Annotated in this window: 21 protein-coding genes and 2 riboswitches; of the genes, 3 read left to right on the forward strand and 18 right to left on the reverse strand. The window is 42.7% G+C overall.

Going from position 1 to position 18705, the window contains the following annotated elements; all coding sequences use genetic code 11:
- Positions 1–62 precede the first annotated feature (62 nt).
- The 15 genes from purF to ACP69X_RS16615 form a co-directional block, all read right to left on the reverse strand.
- Positions 63–1493, reverse strand: coding sequence for an amidophosphoribosyltransferase (gene purF, locus ACP69X_RS16545; RefSeq protein WP_039183010.1), 1431 nt, complete (start codon positions 1491–1493; stop codon positions 63–65).
- On the reverse strand, positions 1469–3700 hold the full coding sequence (gene purL / locus ACP69X_RS16550) for a phosphoribosylformylglycinamidine synthase subunit PurL (protein ID WP_039176940.1): 2232 nt from the start codon (positions 3698–3700) through the stop codon (positions 1469–1471). Before purL ends, purF begins: the two co-directional genes overlap by 25 nt.
- A complete protein-coding gene (gene purQ, locus ACP69X_RS16555) occupies positions 3684–4367 on the reverse strand; it encodes a phosphoribosylformylglycinamidine synthase subunit PurQ (RefSeq protein ID WP_024424510.1) in 684 nt (227 codons plus the stop codon). Before purQ ends, purL begins: the two co-directional genes overlap by 17 nt.
- Complete coding sequence (gene purS / locus ACP69X_RS16560) at positions 4364–4618, reverse strand: phosphoribosylformylglycinamidine synthase subunit PurS (RefSeq protein ID WP_003214349.1); 255 nt, start codon at positions 4616–4618, stop codon at positions 4364–4366. The genes purQ and purS overlap by 4 nt, the downstream gene beginning before the upstream one ends.
- Positions 4611–5333, reverse strand: a complete 723-nt coding sequence (gene purC / locus ACP69X_RS16565) for a phosphoribosylaminoimidazolesuccinocarboxamide synthase (RefSeq protein WP_039176936.1) — start codon at positions 5331–5333, stop codon at positions 4611–4613. The genes purS and purC overlap by 8 nt, the downstream gene beginning before the upstream one ends.
- Positions 5334–5405: 72 nt before the next feature.
- Positions 5406–6701, reverse strand: coding sequence for an adenylosuccinate lyase (gene purB, locus ACP69X_RS16570; RefSeq protein ID WP_024426701.1), 1296 nt, complete (start codon positions 6699–6701; stop codon positions 5406–5408).
- Entirely contained in the window at positions 6698–7840 is a 1143-nt protein-coding gene (gene purK / locus ACP69X_RS16575; RefSeq protein WP_041087070.1) for a 5-(carboxyamino)imidazole ribonucleotide synthase, read from the reverse strand. The genes purB and purK overlap by 4 nt, the downstream gene beginning before the upstream one ends.
- Positions 7833–8321: a 5-(carboxyamino)imidazole ribonucleotide mutase gene (gene purE / locus ACP69X_RS16580; RefSeq protein ID WP_039183007.1), complete on the reverse strand. Its 489-nt coding sequence runs from the start codon at positions 8319–8321 to the stop codon at positions 7833–7835. Before purE ends, purK begins: the two co-directional genes overlap by 8 nt.
- Before the next feature lie 169 nt (positions 8322–8490).
- Positions 8491–8592: riboswitch (purine riboswitch) on the reverse strand.
- 79 nt (positions 8593–8671) lie between these two features.
- The gene (locus tag ACP69X_RS16585) at positions 8672–8872 is read right to left on the reverse strand and encodes an NETI motif-containing protein (RefSeq protein ID WP_012009137.1); all 201 of its coding nucleotides are present in this window, start codon (positions 8870–8872) and stop codon (positions 8672–8674) included.
- Positions 8869–9423: a DUF2179 domain-containing protein gene (locus ACP69X_RS16590; RefSeq protein ID WP_024424505.1), complete on the reverse strand. Its 555-nt coding sequence runs from the start codon at positions 9421–9423 to the stop codon at positions 8869–8871. Before ACP69X_RS16590 ends, ACP69X_RS16585 begins: the two co-directional genes overlap by 4 nt.
- A 205-nt stretch (positions 9424–9628) precedes the next feature.
- Positions 9629–10420, reverse strand: a complete 792-nt coding sequence (locus ACP69X_RS16595) for a hypothetical protein (RefSeq protein WP_269104173.1) — start codon at positions 10418–10420, stop codon at positions 9629–9631.
- A 204-nt stretch (positions 10421–10624) separates the two neighbouring features.
- Positions 10625–10807 carry a YezD family protein gene (locus tag ACP69X_RS16600; RefSeq protein ID WP_059376582.1) on the reverse strand — a complete coding sequence of 61 codons (183 nt, stop codon included), beginning with the start codon at positions 10805–10807 and terminating at the stop codon, positions 10625–10627.
- A gap of 11 nt (positions 10808–10818) precedes the next feature.
- Entirely contained in the window at positions 10819–10980 is a 162-nt protein-coding gene (locus ACP69X_RS16605) for a hypothetical protein (protein WP_165585024.1), read from the reverse strand.
- Between the two features lie 208 nt (positions 10981–11188).
- A complete protein-coding gene (locus tag ACP69X_RS16610) occupies positions 11189–12514 on the reverse strand; it encodes an NCS2 family permease (protein WP_151284105.1) in 1326 nt (441 codons plus the stop codon).
- A gap of 144 nt (positions 12515–12658) precedes the next feature.
- Positions 12659–12760, reverse strand: a riboswitch (purine riboswitch).
- Between the two features lie 107 nt (positions 12761–12867).
- Complete coding sequence (locus tag ACP69X_RS16615; protein WP_269104174.1) at positions 12868–13773, reverse strand: LysR family transcriptional regulator; 906 nt, start codon at positions 13771–13773, stop codon at positions 12868–12870.
- 100 nt (positions 13774–13873) lie between these two features.
- On the opposite strand from ACP69X_RS16615, the gene ACP69X_RS16620 reads away from it, so the two are divergent.
- On the forward strand, positions 13874–15061 hold the full coding sequence (locus ACP69X_RS16620) for an MFS transporter (protein ID WP_426052889.1): 1188 nt from the start codon (positions 13874–13876) through the stop codon (positions 15059–15061).
- Between the two features lie 18 nt (positions 15062–15079).
- Here the strand turns inward: ACP69X_RS16620 and ACP69X_RS16625 are convergent, their stop codons facing one another.
- The gene (locus tag ACP69X_RS16625) at positions 15080–16528 is read right to left on the reverse strand and encodes a DUF4179 domain-containing protein (RefSeq protein ID WP_426052890.1); all 1449 of its coding nucleotides are present in this window, start codon (positions 16526–16528) and stop codon (positions 15080–15082) included.
- Entirely contained in the window at positions 16497–17042 is a 546-nt protein-coding gene (locus ACP69X_RS16630; protein ID WP_144495375.1) for a sigma-70 family RNA polymerase sigma factor, read from the reverse strand. Before ACP69X_RS16630 ends, ACP69X_RS16625 begins: the two co-directional genes overlap by 32 nt.
- 179 nt (positions 17043–17221) lie before the next feature.
- Between ACP69X_RS16630 and ACP69X_RS16635 the strand changes: the two genes are divergently transcribed.
- Both ACP69X_RS16635 and ACP69X_RS16640 read left to right on the forward strand, forming a co-directional pair.
- A complete protein-coding gene (locus tag ACP69X_RS16635; protein ID WP_041087052.1) occupies positions 17222–17407 on the forward strand; it encodes a hypothetical protein in 186 nt (61 codons plus the stop codon).
- A 4-nt stretch (positions 17408–17411) separates the two neighbouring features.
- Positions 17412–17981 carry a GNAT family N-acetyltransferase gene (locus ACP69X_RS16640; RefSeq protein ID WP_426052891.1) on the forward strand — a complete coding sequence of 190 codons (570 nt, stop codon included), beginning with the start codon at positions 17412–17414 and terminating at the stop codon, positions 17979–17981.
- 150 nt (positions 17982–18131) lie between these two features.
- Here ACP69X_RS16640 and ACP69X_RS16645 read toward each other — a convergent pair whose 3' ends face one another.
- Positions 18132–18704 carry a GNAT family N-acetyltransferase gene (locus ACP69X_RS16645; protein WP_041087048.1) on the reverse strand — a complete coding sequence of 191 codons (573 nt, stop codon included), beginning with the start codon at positions 18702–18704 and terminating at the stop codon, positions 18132–18134.
- Position 18705 lies beyond the last annotated feature (1 nt).

The following is an 18705-nucleotide window of genomic DNA, read 5'->3' on the forward strand; positions in this document are numbered from 1 at the left end:
TATTTTCAGCAGAATGAAAGAGCAGCATATCAAATCATCTTGACTGCTGCTCCTTTATTCGATTATTTCGTCAGTGCTGTTTCCTTCACATGCGGAAGAACAGTATCTTCATAAATTTCAGTCGGGTATTTCCCAGTAAAGCATGCTAAGCATTGACCGCGCTGCGGATCATCATACTTTCTGCCAATCCCGTCCATTAAACCGTCTACAGATAAAAATGCAATGGAGTCTGCACCGATTTCCTGTCTAATTTCTTCCACTGAATGAGAAGAAGCAATCAGCTCTTCATGTGTGGACGTATCAATTCCATAAAAACACGGATGTGCAATTGGCGGTGAACTAATGCGGACATGGACTTCCGTCGCACCCGCTTCTCTTAGCATCGTCACAATGCGACGGCTTGTTGTTCCGCGTACGATGGAATCATCCACCATCACGACACGCTTTCCTTCGACGACCCCGCGCACAGCAGACAGCTTCATGCGCACGCCCTGCTCACGCAATGCTTGAGACGGCTGGATAAAGGTCCGGCCGACATAACGGTTTTTAATTAAACCGAGCTCATATGGAATACCTGTTGCTTCGGCATATCCAATCGCTGCAGAAATACTCGAATCTGGTACACCTGTCACAACATCTGCTTCGACATGCGCTTCCTCAGCAAGCTTTTTGCCAAGGTTCTTTCTCGCACTATGCACGTTGATGCCATTGATATTGCTGTCAGGTCTTGAGAAATAAATGTATTCCATGCTGCACATGCTGCGGTTAATATTCATGGAGAAGCGCTCAGATTTGAGGCCTTCATCATTAATGATCAGCATTTCGCCAGGCTCCACATCTCGTAAATACGTGGCGCCGACAACGTCAAATGCACATGTTTCAGAAGCAACGACATAAGCGTCCCCAAGCATACCAAGTGAAAGCGGACGTAAGCCGTTCGGATCAAGTGCCACAATCATTTCAGTTTCCGTCATAATTAAGAAAGCATATGCTCCTTTAAGCATGGACAGGGCATTTTTGATCTGCTCTTTCAATTCAATATAGCCGCTGCGCTTAATTAAATGAGCGAGCACTTCAGTATCAGAAGATGTCTGGAATATACTCCCCTGGTTCTCTAGCTGCTGCTTTAATTGCGTTGCATTCACTAAGTTCCCATTATGAGCAAGGGCAAGACTGCCGTTGTTTTGCGAGCGGAAGAAGAGGGGCTGCACATTTTCAAAGCCGCCTCCGCCTGCTGTCGCATACCGGACATGTCCGATTGCACCTTTTCCTTTCAAATCCTTTAGCTCACCGTTTTGAAAGACTTCCGTAATCAGTCCAAGGCCTTTATGTGCCGTCAGGTTTTCACCATCTGTTGCAATGATTCCCGCACCTTCTTGTCCTCGGTGCTGAAGACTATGCAATCCGTAATATGTGATTTGCGGGGCTTCTTCGTGTCCCCAAACCCCAAAGACGCCACACTCTTCGTTTAAGCCTCTGATTTCAGCAAGCATGGGATCGCTCCTTTCCATGCGCGTTCAAGTTCGTTGACCGCTGCATGAATCCATTGTTGTCCTTCTTGATTTTTGACGGTGAATACACCATCATTTGTGACCGTTCCAACTTCTTTCGCATCTTTGACAGCCGCAGCAAATGCTTCGCGGTGCTCTGGTTTCACTGTGACAACAAAACGTGACTGTGTTTCACTAAATAATGAAGCTTCGCTGTTTAAATCCATTTGGATATGAGCGCCAAGACCGTCTGTTCCAAATGTACTTTCAGCAAGTGCGACACCAAGACCGCCTTCAGACACATCGTGTGCTGATTGAACAAGTCCGTTTTGAATCGCAGCAAGAAGGGCTTCCTGACGCGTGAGCTCTACATCCAAATCAATTTCCGGTGCTTTTCCGTAAATACGGCCTTCTGTCATCTTTTGTAGCTCACTGCCTGCGAATTCTTCCTTCGTTTCACCAATAACGAAAATCACATCGCCAGCCTGCTGGAACGACTGCGTCGTAATATGAGCTGTATCTTCAACCAAACCAACCATCCCAATGACTGGTGTTGGGTAAATGGCTGTTCCATTTGATTCGTTATATAAAGAGACGTTACCACCGATAACTGGTGTGCTTAGCTTGCGGCACGCTTCGCTAATACCGTCAGCAGATTTTTCAATTTGCCAGAAAATTTCTGGTTTCTCTGGGTTACCGAAGTTTAAGTTATCTGTTACTGCAAGTGGACGAGCGCCTGAGCACACAATATTACGTGCTGCTTCAGCGACTGCGATTTTCCCGCCGACCTCTGGGTCAAGGTAGAGATAACGTGCGTTACAATCGGTTGTCATCGCAAGGGCTTTTTTCGTTCCACGGATTCTTAAAACGCCCGCATCAGAGCCTGGTGCAACCACTGTATTTGTCCGAACCATGTAGTCATATTGATCATAGACCCATTCTTTACTTGCAATTGTTGGCTGCTGAAGGAGCTGCTTTAACGTGTCTGCTGCATCTGTGATAGCAGGTGCTTCAACTTTTGTTTCTAAAAACTCACGGTAGTAGGCAGGCTCACTTGACGGCTTGTGATAAACCGGCGCTTCTTCTGCAAGAGCGTCAACAGGAAGCTCACATACCACTTCACCTTGATGAAGTAAACGAAGCATTTTATCGTCTGTCACATGACCGACTGATACCGCTTCAAGATCGTATTTTTCAAAAATATCAATGATTTCTTGTTCACGACCTTTTTCAATAACCAGAAGCATTCTCTCTTGAGATTCAGACAGCATCATTTCGTATGCTGACATGCCTGTTTCACGCTGCGGGATGAGATCTAGATTCATCTCGATACCAGAACCTGCTTTACTCGCCATTTCAGCACTTGAGCTTGTTAAGCCAGCCGCTCCCATATCCTGAATCCCAACGAGTGCATCGTTTTTGATGACTTCAAGGCACGCTTCAAGCAGCAGTTTTTCCATAAACGGATCACCGACTTGAACAGCTGAGCGTTTTTCTTCTGATTCATCAGAAAATTCCTCAGATGCAAATGTTGCACCGTGAATGCCGTCACGTCCCGTTTTGGCACCAACATACATGACCGTGTTGCCAACACCTTTGGCCTGCCCTTTTTTAATGTCCTCATGGTTGATTAGTCCAACACACATTGCATTTACGAGCGGGTTGCCTTCATAGCTTTGATCGAAATGAACCTCTCCGCCGACTGTTGGAATTCCGATACAGTTTCCATAGCCTGCGATCCCTGCCACTACTTCTTCAAACAAGTACTTCACGCGCGGTGAAGTCAGTTCACCAAAACGAAGAGAGTTTAATACAGCAATTGGACGCGCACCCATGGAGAATACATCACGGATAATTCCGCCGACACCTGTCGCCGCTCCTTGATACGGTTCAATCGCAGATGGATGGTTATGTGATTCGATTTTAAATACAACCGCTTGGTTGTCTCCAATATCAACGATTCCAGCGCCTTCCCCAGGACCTTGAAGGACATGTTCTCCTTTTGTCGGGAATTTGCTTAAAACAGGCTTTGAGTTTTTATAACTGCAATGCTCTGACCACATGACAGAAAAAATGCCCGTTTCTGTGTAGTTTGGCAGCCTGCCAATAATGGATTCGATTAAAGCGAATTCTTCATCACTCAATCCCATTTGCTGATACAATTTCTCTTCTTTAATTTGCTTGTGACTTGGTTCAAGCAGTAGTGACATGAGTGTCCCTCCAATTTTTCACGATAGATTGAAACAATTTAAGTCCGTCTGCGCTGCCTAGTAATGAATCAACCGCGCGCTCAGGGTGCGGCATCATGCCGAGTACATTGCCCTCTTCATTCGTTACACCTGCAATTCGATTCACACTGCCGTTAATATCGTCTCCGTAGGTGAAAGCGATTTGGCCGCGTTCAATGAGCTTCGCTAAAGTGTCTTCATCACAGTAGAAGTTGCCTTCACCGTGCGCTACAGGAATCGTAATGGATTCGCCTTTTTGATAACCGCTTGTAAATTGCGTTTCGTTGTTTTCTACAATGAGTTCAACTGGTCGACAGATAAACTTCAAGTCTTTATTTCGTCTCATCGCACCCGGAAGAATGCCAAGCTCCTGAAGAATTTGGAACCCGTTACAAACACCAAGAACAGGTTTTCCTTCCTCAGCTGCTTTCTTCACCGCCGGCATGATGTTTGAGAAGCGGGCGATCGCACCACATCTTAAGTAATCCCCATAGGAGAAACCGCCTGGTACGAGTACACCGTCAAATCCGTCAAGACTCGTTTCGTCGTGCCATACATATTCAACTTGTTCACCTAACTCATCTTGAATCGCATGGTACATATCGATATCACAGTTAGAGCCAGGCAAGACGATCACTGCAAACTTCACTGTGCGACAACCTCCTCCACCTCATAGCGGTAATCTTCAATCACCGTGTTGGCAAGTAATTTTTCGCACATTTCTTTGACGACTGTGTCTAAATCACGATCTGATTTTTCAATGACAAGCTCCATGTATTTCCCGATACGGACATCCTTTACTTCCTGATAAGACATGCTGTGCAAAGCGTGCTGCACGGCACTTCCTTGTGGATCAAGAACGCTCTCTTTTAAGCTGACAAAAATTTTCACTTTATACATGTTTATGGCCTCCAAGTCTTTTGAAAATTTCTTCGTATGCATTCGTTAAGCCGCCCAGGTTTCGTCTGAACACGTCTTTATCAAGCTTTTCGTTTGTATCTTTGTCCCAAAGCCTGCACGTATCAGGTGAAATCTCATCAGCTAGCAAAATACGATTCTCGTGATCTATTCCGAATTCAAGCTTGAAATCAATTAAATTCACATGACAGTCTGAGAAGATTTGCTTTAATTCTTCATTCACTTGTCTTGTGATCTGTTTCATTTCCTCTACCTGCTCAGGTGTGGCTGCATGTAAAATGCGAATATGATCTTCTGTAATGAGCGGATCGCCGAGTGCATCATCTTTGTAGTAAAACTCAATCAAAGGTGTGTCCAGTTTCGTTCCCTCTGGAATGCCGAGGCGTTTTGACATACTGCCTGCCACTACATTTCGTACAACCACTTCAAGCGGAACAATCTGCACCTTTTGAATGAGCTGCTCTGTTTCAGAAAGGCGTTTCACAAAGTGATTGTTGACTCCTTTCTCATGCAGCATTTGAAAGATTAAGCTCGAAATTTCGTTGTTCAATCTGCCTTTGCCTTCGATTTCGGCTTTCTTTTCGCCGTTAAATGCTGTAGCTGAGTCTTTATATTCAACATATAAAATATGCTCGTCATCGGTCTGATAGATTCTTTTCGCTTTGCCTTCGTAGAGAAGTTCTTGTTTCACAGTCATTCAGGTTGGCCTCCTAATTTGAATGTTGGCAATTTTCAGGATTGGGCGCCTGGCGAGCAGGCGGCCCATTTCTTACGCAAGACCTAGACGTTCGAAAATCATATCGACATTTTTCAAATGATAGTTGTAATCGAAGCAGTCAGCGATTTGTTCAGGTGTTAAGCGTGACGTGATTTTTTCTTCTGCTTCTACTAATGAACGGAACGGCACTTGCTTCTCCCACGCTTCCATTGCCTTTGGCTGAACCGTGTCATATGCCTCTTCACGTGCCATGCCTGTATCGATTAATGCAAGAAGAACGCGCTGTGAGTAAATTAAGCCAAGTGTGCGGTCCATGTTGCGTTTCATGTTCTCTGGGAAGACCGTCAAGTTTTTCACGATGTTTGAGAAACGGTTGAGCATATAGTTCAGTGCAATCGTAGCATCTGGTAAAATGATGCGCTCAGCAGATGAATGAGAAATATCACGCTCGTGCCAAAGCGGTACATTTTCATAAGCTGTCAGCATATATCCACGAATAACGCGGGCAATTCCCGTCATATTCTCAGAACCGATTGGGTTACGCTTATGCGGCATCGCTGATGATCCTTTTTGTCCTTTTGCGAAGAACTCTTCTACTTCACGTGTTTCACTCTTTTGAAGACCACGAATTTCGACAGCAAATTTCTCAATGCTCGTTGCCACTAAAGCAAGAGTAGCCATGTAATCTGCATGGCGGTCACGCTGCAAGGTTTGGGTTGAAATTGGTGCAGCTTTGATGCCAAGTTTCTCACATACATATTGCTCAACAAACGGGTCGATGTTCGCATATGTGCCAACAGCTCCAGAGATTTTGCCGTATTCAATGCCAGCTTTTGCTTGTTTAAAACGTTCTAGGTTACGCTTCATTTCTTCGTACCAAAGACCAAGCTTCAGGCCAAATGTTGTCGGTTCAGCGTGTACACCGTGTGTACGGCCCATCATGACGGTATATTTGTGCTCTTTTGCTTTTTCTTTTAGTATGTCAACAAATCTCTCAATGTCCTTGAGCAGGATATCATTCGCCTGTTTTAATAGATATGAAAGCGCCGTATCCACTACGTCTGTCGATGTTAATCCGTAATGAACCCACTTTCTTTCCTCTCCTAGAGATTCAGATACAGCACGCGTAAAGGCAACCACGTCGTGGCGCGTGTCTTGTTCAATCTCCAGAATACGTCCAATATCAAAGCTTGCATTTTTGCGCATTGTCACAACGTCTTCTTTCGGAATGACGCCAAGCTCTGCCCAAGCTTCACAAGCGAGAATTTCTACTTCAAGCCATGCATTAAATTTGTTTTCCTCTGTCCAGATTGCTGACATTTCTGGTCGTGCGTAACGTTCGATCATTTCCCGTTTCCTCCATCTCTTTCAGTCCATATCTTTGTGATGTTTGTCATCCATTCATCATCGAGCTGTTTCATAAACGTCATATGCCCCATTTTGCGGCCGGCTTTTACTTCATGCTTTCCATATAGATAAAGCTTCGCTTCTTTGAGAAGCTCAGGATGCTCTTTTGGAATGTCCACTTCATCGCCTAATAAATTCACCATCATCCCCTCTGATAAAAGGGCTGTACCGCCAAGCGGCAGACCACATATAGCGCGGACGTGCTGTTCAAACTGACTTGTCTCACATAAATCGAGCGTATAATGGCCAGAATTATGCGGGCGTGGTGCCAGTTCATTGACGAGCAGCTTTCCGTCATTTGTCAGGAACAGTTCTACAGCAAGAGTACCAACCAGCCCCAGCTTTTCAGCCAGTGTTGTTGCAAGTTCTTTCGCCTTCTCCTGAATGCGGTTCTCTACCCTTGCAGGCACAATGCTTTGGAACAAAATATTATGCTTATGAATGTTCTCAGCGACTGGAAATACGGCGATCTCTCCATGAACAGAACGAGTGACGATCACCGAAAGCTCCATTTGGAATGGAACCCAGCTTTCTAAAATACATGTTCCATGTGTGAGCAGTGCAGCAGCTTCCTTCAGCTGTCCTTTTTCTTTGATGACGTACTGTCCTTTTCCATCGTAGCCGCCTCTGCATGTTTTCAGCACGGCTGGCAAACCGAGCGCGTCCACGGCATCTTCCAGCTCTTTTTCATCATGAATGATGCGGTAAGGTGCTACTTCACAGCCTGCGTCTACAATCCCTTTTTTCTCGGTCTCACGATTTTGAGTTAAAAGGAGAAGGTCGCTTCCTTGTGGTAAATAGGCTTCTTCCTTGAGCTGATTCAGTGCATCATAATCAATATTTTCAAACTCATAAGTCACCACATCGCTGATTTCTGCCAGCTTTCGAATCGCTTCAAGGTCACTATATGCGGCTGTGATTTCTGTATCGGCAACCTGTCCGCAAGGAGATTGTGTGACCGGGTCTAGAACTGCTGCCCGGTACCCCATTTGCTTTGCGCTGACAGCCATATATCTGCCAAGCTGTCCGCCGCCAATGATACCGATGGTTGCGTTTGGAAAAATGGTCTGCTTAGCCAAGCTGATCACTGCTTTCTAGTACAGTCTGTTTTGTCTGCTCTCTTCTTTCTTCAAGGCGAGCTGCAATTGTTTCATCAAATGCTGAAATCATTTGTGCGGCAAGAAGGCCTGCATTTGTTGCACCGGCTTTGCCGATTGCTACTGTAGCAACTGGTACACCGCCTGGCATTTGAACGATGGATAATAAGGAATCCAGACCGTTTAGTGCTTTTGATTGTACAGGCACACCAATGACCGGCAGTGTCGTTTTTGCTGCGACCATCCCCGGTAAATGTGCTGCGCCTCCAGCACCGGCAATGATGACCTTTAGTCCTTTACCTCTTGCTTCAGTCGCATATTCAAACATCAAGTCAGGTGTCCGGTGTGCGGATACTACCTGTTTTTCGTACGGAATGTTTAATTCCTCTAAGATGTCGCACGCATTTTTCATTGTTTCCCAATCAGATGTACTTCCCATGATGACACCTACAAGCGGCTTCATTTTGTCCCCACCTTTAAGCTGATATTCGATTTTGTATCGTTTGACACGCTTCCCAAACCTAAGCAGCTTGTCAAACGCCGAACAAAAAGGCCCGATTTGCATTGCATTGTTAGGAAGCAACACAAACCGGGCCATGGTAAGCGCTGTTCGCTTTTGAATTGCCATGTCAGTTTTGTTCACTATCCTGCATAGTCCAGTCATTTACGGTAACTGGGTAGAAACTTATGGGCCATATTCCCAAGATTATATGAGGCTCGTGTTTTGATTTCATGTTTATCTTAACAACGGATGTTCATGATGTCAACGGATTTATCGAACAATCTATGAAGTCGTCGTTTTAATGTTCGGATTTAGACTATTTTTCCTTCGAATACGATTTTTTTCCCAATCGGAATGATCTGAATCGACCCATTTTCCTTCTTTTCTTGAAAAATCGGTTCCTCCATTCGTCGGACAGGCGAGTAGCCTTCCGCTGCCATCTGGGACAACACTTGATCAATCGTCATGTTGTCTTCCACATAGAATTTTTTCTTCTTTGGTTTTGCGGTCATTCTTTAATTCTCCTTTTCTTCACAGCCTTCACCCAGAAGCCGCCGTGAATCGATTTGGGCTCATATGAAATGATAAACGCCTTTGAATCCAGCGTCTTAATCGTTTCATATAATTGCAGTTCATATTTTCTCGGTGTTAAAATTTGCAATGCTGTCCGGTCTCCTTCAAGACCGCCTGCTACCCAGCTGGTGACACCATATCCTTTTTCTCTCAATTGTCTTGGGAGATCGACATCCAATTCTTTTGTGATCACGTTAACAGTTGTGTAGCCAAGTGCCAGCTTCTCTTCAATTTTCATCCCGACAATGATCCCCATTCCATAACCTAGGGCATACGCAATGACATTTTGTATTTGATCTAAGTTATCTAGAACGATACTTAACCCAATGACATAAATGAGCATTTCGATCGTACCCGCAAAAGCAGCTGCGTACCGTCTGCCTTTCATCGTTAAAATCAAACGCATGGTGGAAAAAGAAACATAGACAATATTAATCACTAAAATGATTAAAACCATGGTGAACGCATTGGATAAAAGTTGTTGAAGCACGATTCGAACCCCCTGCACTAAAAAATCAAATAAAGCACCCCATATTCTACTAGAGAACATACCTTGATACAATCAAATTTACGCGATCAAAACACATATATCTTTCGACAACAAGGGTGGTGTTTGTTACCAAGAGTTTACCCGTTTTTTTCTCTTCTCAACATGAAAACCCCCTTTTTCAAAAAAGGAGGTTTTCAGGTGTGTTTTATCCAAATCGAACAGGAACAAGTGATGGAATCAAATACTCCCCGACTATGCCCCAGAGCAGCGCGATGATGACAAGCTCAACCAATAAAAAGACCCAGCCTGCATACATCAAATCTCCACGTTCTGCATCATGCTCCGATTGAATCGAGCGAAAGAGCACGACCGCAATCAACTGAAGGCCGACAAACATCATCACGGATAATATGACGGTCACATATGGAATATTCAGCATGGCAAATACAAGCCAAAGGATGGATAAAACCAACACCGGCACAAGCGCAGCACCAAACTTCATGATCACTTCTTTCAGTGATATGTTTCCTTTTAGCATGTATTTTCCGAGCAGCCAGACGGTAAGCATCATTAATGTCAACAAAATGAGTGTAAAGACTGCTACCCTCAAAAAGGCGTCGCCAAAAGAATAATGAATGCCAAAGCCTAATAAGCGGGTCTTTGACGCCTTTAATTGAACATAGTTGCCTAAAGCAAAAAACACGCTGAATAACACAATCGAGATCCAGGCGTACTTCATACGCAATGTTTCCGCTTGATTGATGGCCTGGCTCGGTGATTTTAACATCGCCAGTCCATATGAACCATAGCGCTTAAACGCGCCTCCTGCACCTTGCAGTATACGCTGGAAGGTTGAACGCTCATCATCTGCTGATTTTGAGGTTCTTCCACGTTTTGCAGCGCTGCGGCTGAGGCGGGATTGCCTTGTTTCTTGATCTATTGATGACTCTTCATTTTTCTTTTCAGATGTCCCCTGATCTTGATCTTTCTCTAACATCTCATATCAACTCCTATCCAATCCTTACAGGTTCAAGTGAATGAACTGTTCGGATGACTCCTCTTAAAGTAGCGGAGTCTCTCTATTCAGTCAAGATTCCTTGACGTTCATACGAATAGACGGATAAAAGGCAGCAGAGGTTTTAAATAAGACAAAACAAAAAAGCTGACGGCCTCCATCAGCTTTTTACCATGTTGAAATCCGTCAAGAACGATAGTGACTCCGCTTTCCTTGCTGAACCCGGATATTCTCCTGATGAGCGGGGAACCGAGTCTTTTTGGTCGAATCGACCTGTGTAATATGGCCATTATGAATGGTGATGACTACTGATCCATAGTCGATCCCTTTTAAGGCAGATAAAATATAATTCAGCTTTTGTTCATCCATCGCTCATCCCCCTATTTTTGTTTTCGCTCTTTTAAATAGAGAACCTCATTTTCCAGCTCATGAATCGTGTAATGCATGAGCGCCTCCTGCTTTTCTTCATGCCCCCATAAAAGGAGCTTTTGAATCAGCACCTGCTTTTTTCGTTCAATCACCTGTCTAAGCCAGTGTGACAAAAGACATCTCCTCCCCCTTTTGAATGTTTGCAAGAAAAAAAGGCACCCTGAAACCTTCTATTAAAAAAGGAAATCAAAGCGCCTTTGGTGATCCAATCAGCGAATTATGTCTTTTTATCATAAACACATAATTCCTATATGTCAACTATGTTTTGATTTTTTTAACAAAAAAACAGCAGCCCCATGAGCTGCTGTTTCAGATGTTCAATTAATGATTTAAGAAAGCGAAATATAGAATAAAGATGACAAACAATCCGTACATGATTGGATGCACTTCTTTCGCTTTCCCTTTAAAGATCATCGTAATCGGGTAGAAAATAAAGCCAACCGCAATACCTGTTGCAATACTGTATGTCAGTGGCATCATAATCATCGTTAAGAACGCTGGTACCGCAATTTCAAAGCGATCCCATGCAATCTTCGCAAGCGGAGCGACCATCAGCGCACCGACAATGATTAAAGCAGGTGCTGTCACATTAGGTGTAACAATGGATAAAAGCGGTGAGAAGAACATCGCCAGCAAGAAGAAAATCCCTGTGACGACAGCTGCAAAACCAGAACGCGCACCAGCCGCTACACCTGAGCTAGATTCAACATAAGACGTTGTCGTTGATGTACCAAGAACAGAACCTACAACGATTGAAGAAGAATCCGCCAAGAGCGCTCTTCCTGCACGTGGCAGCTCATTATTTTTCATTAAACCAGCCTGTGTTGCCACAGCTACAAGCGTACCAGCTGTATCAAAGAATCCAACGAAAAGGAACGTTAAAATCACAATAAGCATTTGAATCGAGAATATTTCTGGTAAGTGAATCAAGGCTTGACCAAAGGTTGGAGACAAGCTTGGAATACTTCCCACAATTTGAGACGGTACTGGTATAAGACCAAAAATCATCCCGGCAATAGCAGTCACAAGCATCCCAATGAAGACACCTGAATTCACACGAAGAACCATTAAAATGACCGTCACAACGATACCAAACACCGTTAACAAGACAGGACCACTATGAATGTTCCCAATCGAAACGAGCGTATTATCATTATTGGCGATAATGCCAGAGCCTTGAAGACCAACAAACGTAATAAACAAACCAATACCTGCACCAACCGCCAGCTTCAGCTCAGCCGGAATGGCATTGATGATTTTTTCACGGAAACCTGTTAAAGAAAGGGCTACGAAAATCAATCCTGAAACAAACACACCCGAAAGTGCTGCTTCCCATTTAATGCCCATGCCAAGCACAACCGAAAAGGCGAAGAACGCATTCAGACCCATACCTGGTGCAATCGCAATTGGATACCTGGCGATCAATCCCATCAGGATACACCCTGCAGCAGAAGCTAACGCCGTTGCTGTAAAGACAGCGCCCTGATCAATACGTAATTTATCTGGAAAATCCGGTACCGACACTAATGCAAGTGTGATCGGATTAACAAACAGAATGTAAGCCATCGACAAAAATGTGGTTAAACCACCGATGATTTCTCTGCGGTAATTCGTTCCTAACTCATCAAACTGAAAAAACTGTTTCAAGCCAACTGACTCCCTTCATGTCCTTTTGTTTTAGTCTGTCCCATTCACTAGTCAAATAAAAAACGCCCCAACAATTTTGGGACGCTTGACTACATATGTGAATTCAGACTGTGACATAAAACAAGAACAATGCATGATTTATATCAAACGAGTGTGAATTGACGTAGTCAAGCCATTTACGGTAGCTTGGTAGAAACTTGCGGGCCATATCCCCACGATTATACGACTTCTATCTATTTGATTTCTGTGTCTATTGTACCAACTTCATTTTTAAAACACAATACGAAAAGCGAACATTTTTCAAAGAAATGTCCGCTTCATTCGTCTTATTACACGAATTTGGAAAATCACATCTAGTTCTTTATACACACTTCCCCAAATCCTTCTCTTTTGGCAAATACTGTTTCGGCTACACGGAAAAACTCTTTCACTGCCGGAGAAGCTTGAGTGAGTGAAGGACAGGCGAGCGCAACCTCCCGATGATGAGAGACATTCAGCTGACGAATATGCACAAGCTGCTGCGTTTTTAAAAACAACTCCGGACCAATTGTGACGCCGAGTCCTTCCCCTACCATACGAGCAATGGTCGTACAATCATGAACTTCAAATAAAACAGCTGGCTTCATTTGCGCCTCCGAAAAAATATCCTCTACATGTGATTGATACATGCCAGTCGGCATAATAAATGGTTCACCCGCCAAATCTGTTATATCTACAATGGGCTGCTGTTCATATCGATGATTTGGGTGATAGGCGACCACCATCTCATCTTTCATAAGCGGCAGTAAATCAAAGGCTTCATCCGCATGGCCTTTCACAACAAATCCAACATCAATGATGCCAGAATCCAGCCACTCCAATATTTCTTCATACGTTCCCTCATAGAATTTAAATTCGATTTTTGGATGTTTTTTCTGATAGCTCACAAGCAGTTTAGGTAATAAACAAGCAGAGGCACTGGCAAATGTGCCAATACGAATCAAGCCTGTTTCAATATTTTTCGTTAACGCAATTTCTTGCTGGATCTTCTCCACTCTATTTAACACTTCTCTAATATGCGGGAGAAGCGTTTGACCAATGTCCGTCAGCATAATGCCCTTTTTTCGGTCGCGAATGAATAAAGACACACCCCACTCTGACTCTAAACTCGCCACTGCATGACTCACAGCTGACTGCGTCATATTTAATGCTTCAGCTGCTGCTGTAAAACTGCCAAGCTCCACAACTTTTGCGATAATATCAAAGCGAACAAAGCTCATGAGTATTTACTCATCTCCTTCATGAAAAACATCAATTTTACTTATGTTAGCACGGAATTTAAACTAAAGACAACGTATCAACATGAAGGAAGGGTTCAGAATGAAAAACACATCTCATCAGCTATTGATTGTTCTTTTAGCTGTCGGCTCATTTGTCACAGGCACATCAGAATTCGTCGTGTCAGGCATTCTAGATATCATTGCTGTCGATTTACACATCTCCATTCCTGCTGCCGGTCAGCTCATCACCGTCTATTCTCTTTTTTATGCAGTAGGCGCTCTCTTTTTAGTCATGGCAACGTCGAAACTGAACCGAAAAAAGGTTTTGTTATCAGCTATTTTTGTGTTTATTTTAGGCAATATGCTCGCCTTTTTTAGCCATCATTTTGTGCTGCTCCTGCTATCTCGTGTCATCATGGCCATGAGCGGCGGCTTATATATTGTCGTTGCCACGAATTATGCAGCGCAGATCGCCCCGCCAGAAAAAAAGGGAAGTGCAATGGCGACGGTCATCACTGGATTCACCGTTTCACTCGTACTTGGTGTGCCGATTGGAACATTTCTATCAGGTCAAGTGGATTGGCACTATATTTTTCTCATCATTGCACTAGGTACGGCTTGTCTCTTCATGCTTCTTTATCAATTGCTGCCACGCATAGAGGGACATTCTCATCTGCCATTAAAGCAGCAATTACACATTCTTCAAGACCGCAGAGTGATCAGCGGCTTAGCAACGACGGTCTTTTGGATCTTAGGCTACACGATGGTCTTTGCTTATATCTCCCCATTATTACGACAGAGCGCCGGCTTTTCTCTTGAAATGACAAGCATGGCCTTGCTCATTTTAGGAATTTCTGCTTTTATTGGCTCACGCTTTGGCGGCTTCGCCGTCGATCAATGGGGACCAAACCGAACGATCTCAATCAGCATCACGATTCAGATGTTTGCTCTCTTTACCTTATTCTTTACGCAATTCTCTACAATTAGCGTCTTGTTCACGCTTGCCATTTGGGGCATCGCCACATGGACAACAACACCAGCGAAACAGTTTTACCTGATCTCCCTTAAACCCCATGCATCAGAAACCGTGCTGAGCTTTAATACAGCGATAATGAACATCGGCATGATGCTCGGATCGTCCATGGGCGGCGTGATTATTCAGTATACAAATGTAACGAATTTAAGTTGGATTGGTGGGATAGCTAGTTTTGCTGCGTTGATGTTGATCAGGTATTCGTTCAACCGTCATCGACTGGCGGAACAACAGACAAAAAGCGAACATGTGTAATCATGTTCGCTCTCTCATTTATTGACTAGCTTTTGATGTTTCTTTTTTGACTGGAATGGTTACCTTTATCGCTTTCTGTGGTGCCAACATGTTCAGTTCAGTCAAATCAAGATAAAGCCCATATTCTTTAAAAGAAAAATGGTTTAATGATAAAGTCTCTAAATTCTTATCATCAAATTCAAAGGTGGATTGCATGGAAGCTGTCTTTAAATTCGTCACCTTCGCATGGTTCCCCTTCAAGTAATATCCGCTTTCATAGTCTGCTTGTGGATCGGGCCATGATTTCATCTTTTCAACATCGCCTAATCCAATGAATTCACCTATATTCTCCATCACATCCTGATCTAATTCTTTTTGATCTACTCCAGTAAATTGATAATCAACAATCACAGAACGGTCTTTTTGCTCTATCTTAATGATTTTGATTCCGATGCCATGGTGTTTTGTTTTGAACTGAACAGGCAGCTTTGTCTTGAGAGGAATGATGTGGCTGTATTCTCGTTCGTATCTCACATCTGTGTAAAATGTCAATTCAGTCGCCTTTGGATTGATCGGCTGATTCAAAATTGTCAAATGATCTTTTCTAGTTTTGTCAGAAGTCAGTTGTTTTTTTCTTAAAACGGTTCCAATCTCAAGCTCATACTCATTCCCTAAATTATCCTTCATTCTATCAATACTAACTCTATCATCTTTGGCAAAACCATTGTAATCAATGGCATATTGAATAGCAGAGCCATTCACTCCATTTTCTACCTTTACGTTTCTTATTTGATAACGTCCATTTAAAATAGACACGTCTTTTTGTCCCGCTAGTAAGGTGGTTTTTTGCTTCACTACAGGTAATTCAAAACGCCAATTCCCTACAATATCTCCAATTTTTGAAATGACGAGCGGGACTTTTTGACCTTGCTTAATTGTCTGTCCATTTGTATAGACTTCCATTTGCCCAAGATATCGGCCATCCTTTAATTTTTTCAATTCCTGATTGTCGTAACTCGGTTGGAAATTTTCATTTATATGATCTAAGTTGCTGACGATGAATGGTACAGAATCTTCCTTTGTATTCAAATGATCGACAGTAAACGTATAAACAAGACGCCCGGCATCATAGTATACACTGTTTACTTTCACAGTAATTCCTCTTGATTCAGCCCCCTCATTGACATGTTTCACCAAATCACTCTGAAAAAGAGCCATTCCTACTTTATCGTGAAACATCATATAAAATTGCCCAACAATCGGGACACGTGCCATCGCTGTATTAAGAGAAGGAAAAAGGAAACCTGATGAAAAGTAAAGGACGATGAGAACAATGGCAGAGTATATTGGCGTTCTCCAGTTCCATTTGAACCAGTGTCTTTTTTGTTCCGCTTTTACATCTCCAATGGCTTGACGAATGGCAGAGGTCACTTCAACTGTTGGTACACCAATATCATCATAGAGCTTTTTCATTTCTTTTGTTTCCATTGACACTCTCCTCCTTCTCCAATGTTTGCTTTAATAGCTTTCTTGCTCGATACAAATGAGTTTTGACCGTTCCTTCAGGCACACCCATCTGTTCAGAAATCATTGAAATCGAATAATCTTGAAAATAAAATAGCTGAATCACGAGCTGATATTGCTCATCTAACACTTCAAGTGCATTTTTTAAATCGAGCTTGTCTTCTAAAAAATCATGTCGCTCCACGCTCTCATGATGCTGTTCAAACGGAACAACATCTTGCTGCTTTTTCTTCATCGCAAAAATCGTATGAATCAAAATCCGCGTCAGCCAGGTAGAAAAATAAGCCGGCTCTTTTAAGCCAGATAGATGCTTAAACGCTTTAATGACTGTTTCTTGAACAGCATCTAACGAATCCTCTTTATTTCTTGTGTAGAGAAAAGCCGTTTTATATAAACGCTCCTGATACATCAGCATTAATTTCTCAAATGCCGGGACATTCCCTTTTTGTGCTTTTTTAATTAGACGCACTTGCTTCATCTCACTCACACCTCCTACACCTGTTAGAGCAAGGTTTCTCTCAAACGGTTTCAACAAACGGAAATTTCTTTTCCTTAGCATATGTCGGACAAAAATAGAAAAAGTGAAGAACGAGCCGCAAATAACATGTTGAACATTTGATATAATGGAAGAAATATCTACAAAAAGGAGTAAGTCGATTGTTTCGATTTGAAGAACCTACGTGTGCCAGCTGTAAGAAAAAAATAGAAGGAAACGAGGAAGTGTACGTTAAGTTGGTCTATCCAAAGAGACGAGGGATGACAGAGGTGAAGGCTTGGCTGAGGAATGAAGGGGTTTTTTATTGTAAGGCATGTACAGAACAAAAGACATTGCATGGAGGATAACCAAATGAACAAAATCAACTTTCCACAAACATTTCCAACCATACATACCGAAAGACTAATCTTAAAACAAGCAACGATCGAAGACGCTGAGGATATGCATATCTATTTATCCAATGAAACTGTGTGCCGCTACATGGGCATTGATGCTCATGAAACGATTGAAGACACAAAAGGAGAAATCAAGTGGTATGACAATATCTTCAAAGAACATACAGGCATCCGGTGGGGCATTTCTTTAAAAGATGATCCTGCGATCATCATCGGCAGCTGTGGCTTTCTCAATCTAGAAAAACAGCACTGCCGCACGGAAATTGGCTATGAATTGCATCAGGATCATTGGAGAAAAGGCATCATGAAGGAAGCGATTTCTGCGGTGCTACGATATGGATTTCAGGAAATGAACCTGAATCGGATTGAAGCGATCATTGATCCAGCAAATACGTCTTCAGTTCAATTATTGGAGAACTTTGATTTTGTACGAGAGGGTTTATTGCGGGAGTATGATCTTGGTCAGAATGGGTTTGATGATGTGTATATGTATGCGATTTTGAAGAGAGATTACAATACACAATAGATAAATAACAATAATTAGCGAGATGCTCACTCGCTTTTTTTATTTTTACTATTACAACCATTTTAGAGTCATATCAAATTTAAGTTAGTATTGATGGCAAAACAAAAAAGCTGATATCCTAAGCTCCATATCAGCATCATGTTATCTTGCTTATTCACTCATGAAATCCTCTTTCAGTATGCTGTATATTTCTAGATCAACAACTCCTTTGCCAGACCATAAAATAGCTTGTCTAAGCAGTCCTTCTTTGATAAAACCATTTTTCAATAGGACTTTTTTTGATACCTCATTTGCTGGCATGACTTCCGCTTGAATTCTATTAATATCAATCTCTTCAAAAAGAAATTTCACTAGTGTAGAGACAGCTTCTGTTGCGATGCCTTTGCCCCAATGTTCCTCTGCCAAGAAATAACCAATCGTCACCATATTCACTTTTTGATTGAGGTCCATTGTTTCGATGATACCAACTAGCGTATGAGGATTATCCTTTTGAAAGATTCCCCATTTCACTCTGCTTTTCTTCGTATAATCTCGTTCAAAATGTCCAATCATTTTTTTTACCGTTTGGAGATTATGTTTGGGAATGATCCCACAATACTGAAAGACTGTGTCATTGTCGTAAATTGAAAATAACTCTGGCAAATGACGCTCTTCCACCTTATTTAGCAATATATTCTTTGACGCAACTACAGGAAAAGTTCCAAACAGACTTTCTATTTGCATC

This window comes from Bacillus sp. DC4300-2b2 (genome assembly GCF_049895685.1).
Taxonomy (GTDB): Bacteria; Bacillota; Bacilli; order Bacillales; family Bacillaceae; genus Bacillus; species Bacillus safensis.

What these genes read in the sequence shown, in the direction of transcription:
- ACP69X_RS16595 (WP_269104173.1), bottom strand. Translation starts at nt 10,420, where the DNA reads ATGTTAGAGAAAGATCAAGATCAGGGGACATCTGAAAAGAAAAATGAA.
- purE (WP_039183007.1), bottom strand. Translation starts at nt 8,321, where the DNA reads ATGAAGCCGCTTGTAGGTGTCATCATGGGAAGTACATCTGATTGGGAA.
- ACP69X_RS16585 (WP_012009137.1), bottom strand. Translation starts at nt 8,872, where the DNA reads ATGACCGCAAAACCAAAGAAGAAAAAATTCTATGTGGAAGACAACATG.
- purB (WP_024426701.1), bottom strand. Translation starts at nt 6,701, where the DNA reads ATGATCGAACGTTACGCACGACCAGAAATGTCAGCAATCTGGACAGAG.
- ACP69X_RS16640 (WP_426052891.1), top strand. Translation starts at nt 17,412, where the DNA reads ATGAACAAAATCAACTTTCCACAAACATTTCCAACCATACATACCGAA.
- ACP69X_RS16645 (WP_041087048.1), bottom strand. Translation starts at nt 18,704, where the DNA reads ATGCAAATAGAAAGTCTGTTTGGAACTTTTCCTGTAGTTGCGTCAAAG.
- purF (WP_039183010.1), bottom strand. Translation starts at nt 1,493, where the DNA reads ATGCTTGCTGAAATCAGAGGCTTAAACGAAGAGTGTGGCGTCTTTGGG.
- ACP69X_RS16620 (WP_426052889.1), top strand. Translation starts at nt 13,874, where the DNA reads ATGAAAAACACATCTCATCAGCTATTGATTGTTCTTTTAGCTGTCGGC.
- purC (WP_039176936.1), bottom strand. Translation starts at nt 5,333, where the DNA reads ATGACTGTGAAACAAGAACTTCTCTACGAAGGCAAAGCGAAAAGAATC.
- ACP69X_RS16600 (WP_059376582.1), bottom strand. Translation starts at nt 10,807, where the DNA reads ATGGATGAACAAAAGCTGAATTATATTTTATCTGCCTTAAAAGGGATC.
- purS (WP_003214349.1), bottom strand. Translation starts at nt 4,618, where the DNA reads ATGTATAAAGTGAAAATTTTTGTCAGCTTAAAAGAGAGCGTTCTTGAT.
- ACP69X_RS16630 (WP_144495375.1), bottom strand. Translation starts at nt 17,042, where the DNA reads ATGAAGCAAGTGCGTCTAATTAAAAAAGCACAAAAAGGGAATGTCCCG.
- ACP69X_RS16625 (WP_426052890.1), bottom strand. Translation starts at nt 16,528, where the DNA reads ATGGAAACAAAAGAAATGAAAAAGCTCTATGATGATATTGGTGTACCA.
- purL (WP_039176940.1), bottom strand. Translation starts at nt 3,700, where the DNA reads ATGTCACTACTGCTTGAACCAAGTCACAAGCAAATTAAAGAAGAGAAA.
- ACP69X_RS16615 (WP_269104174.1), bottom strand. Translation starts at nt 13,773, where the DNA reads ATGAGCTTTGTTCGCTTTGATATTATCGCAAAAGTTGTGGAGCTTGGC.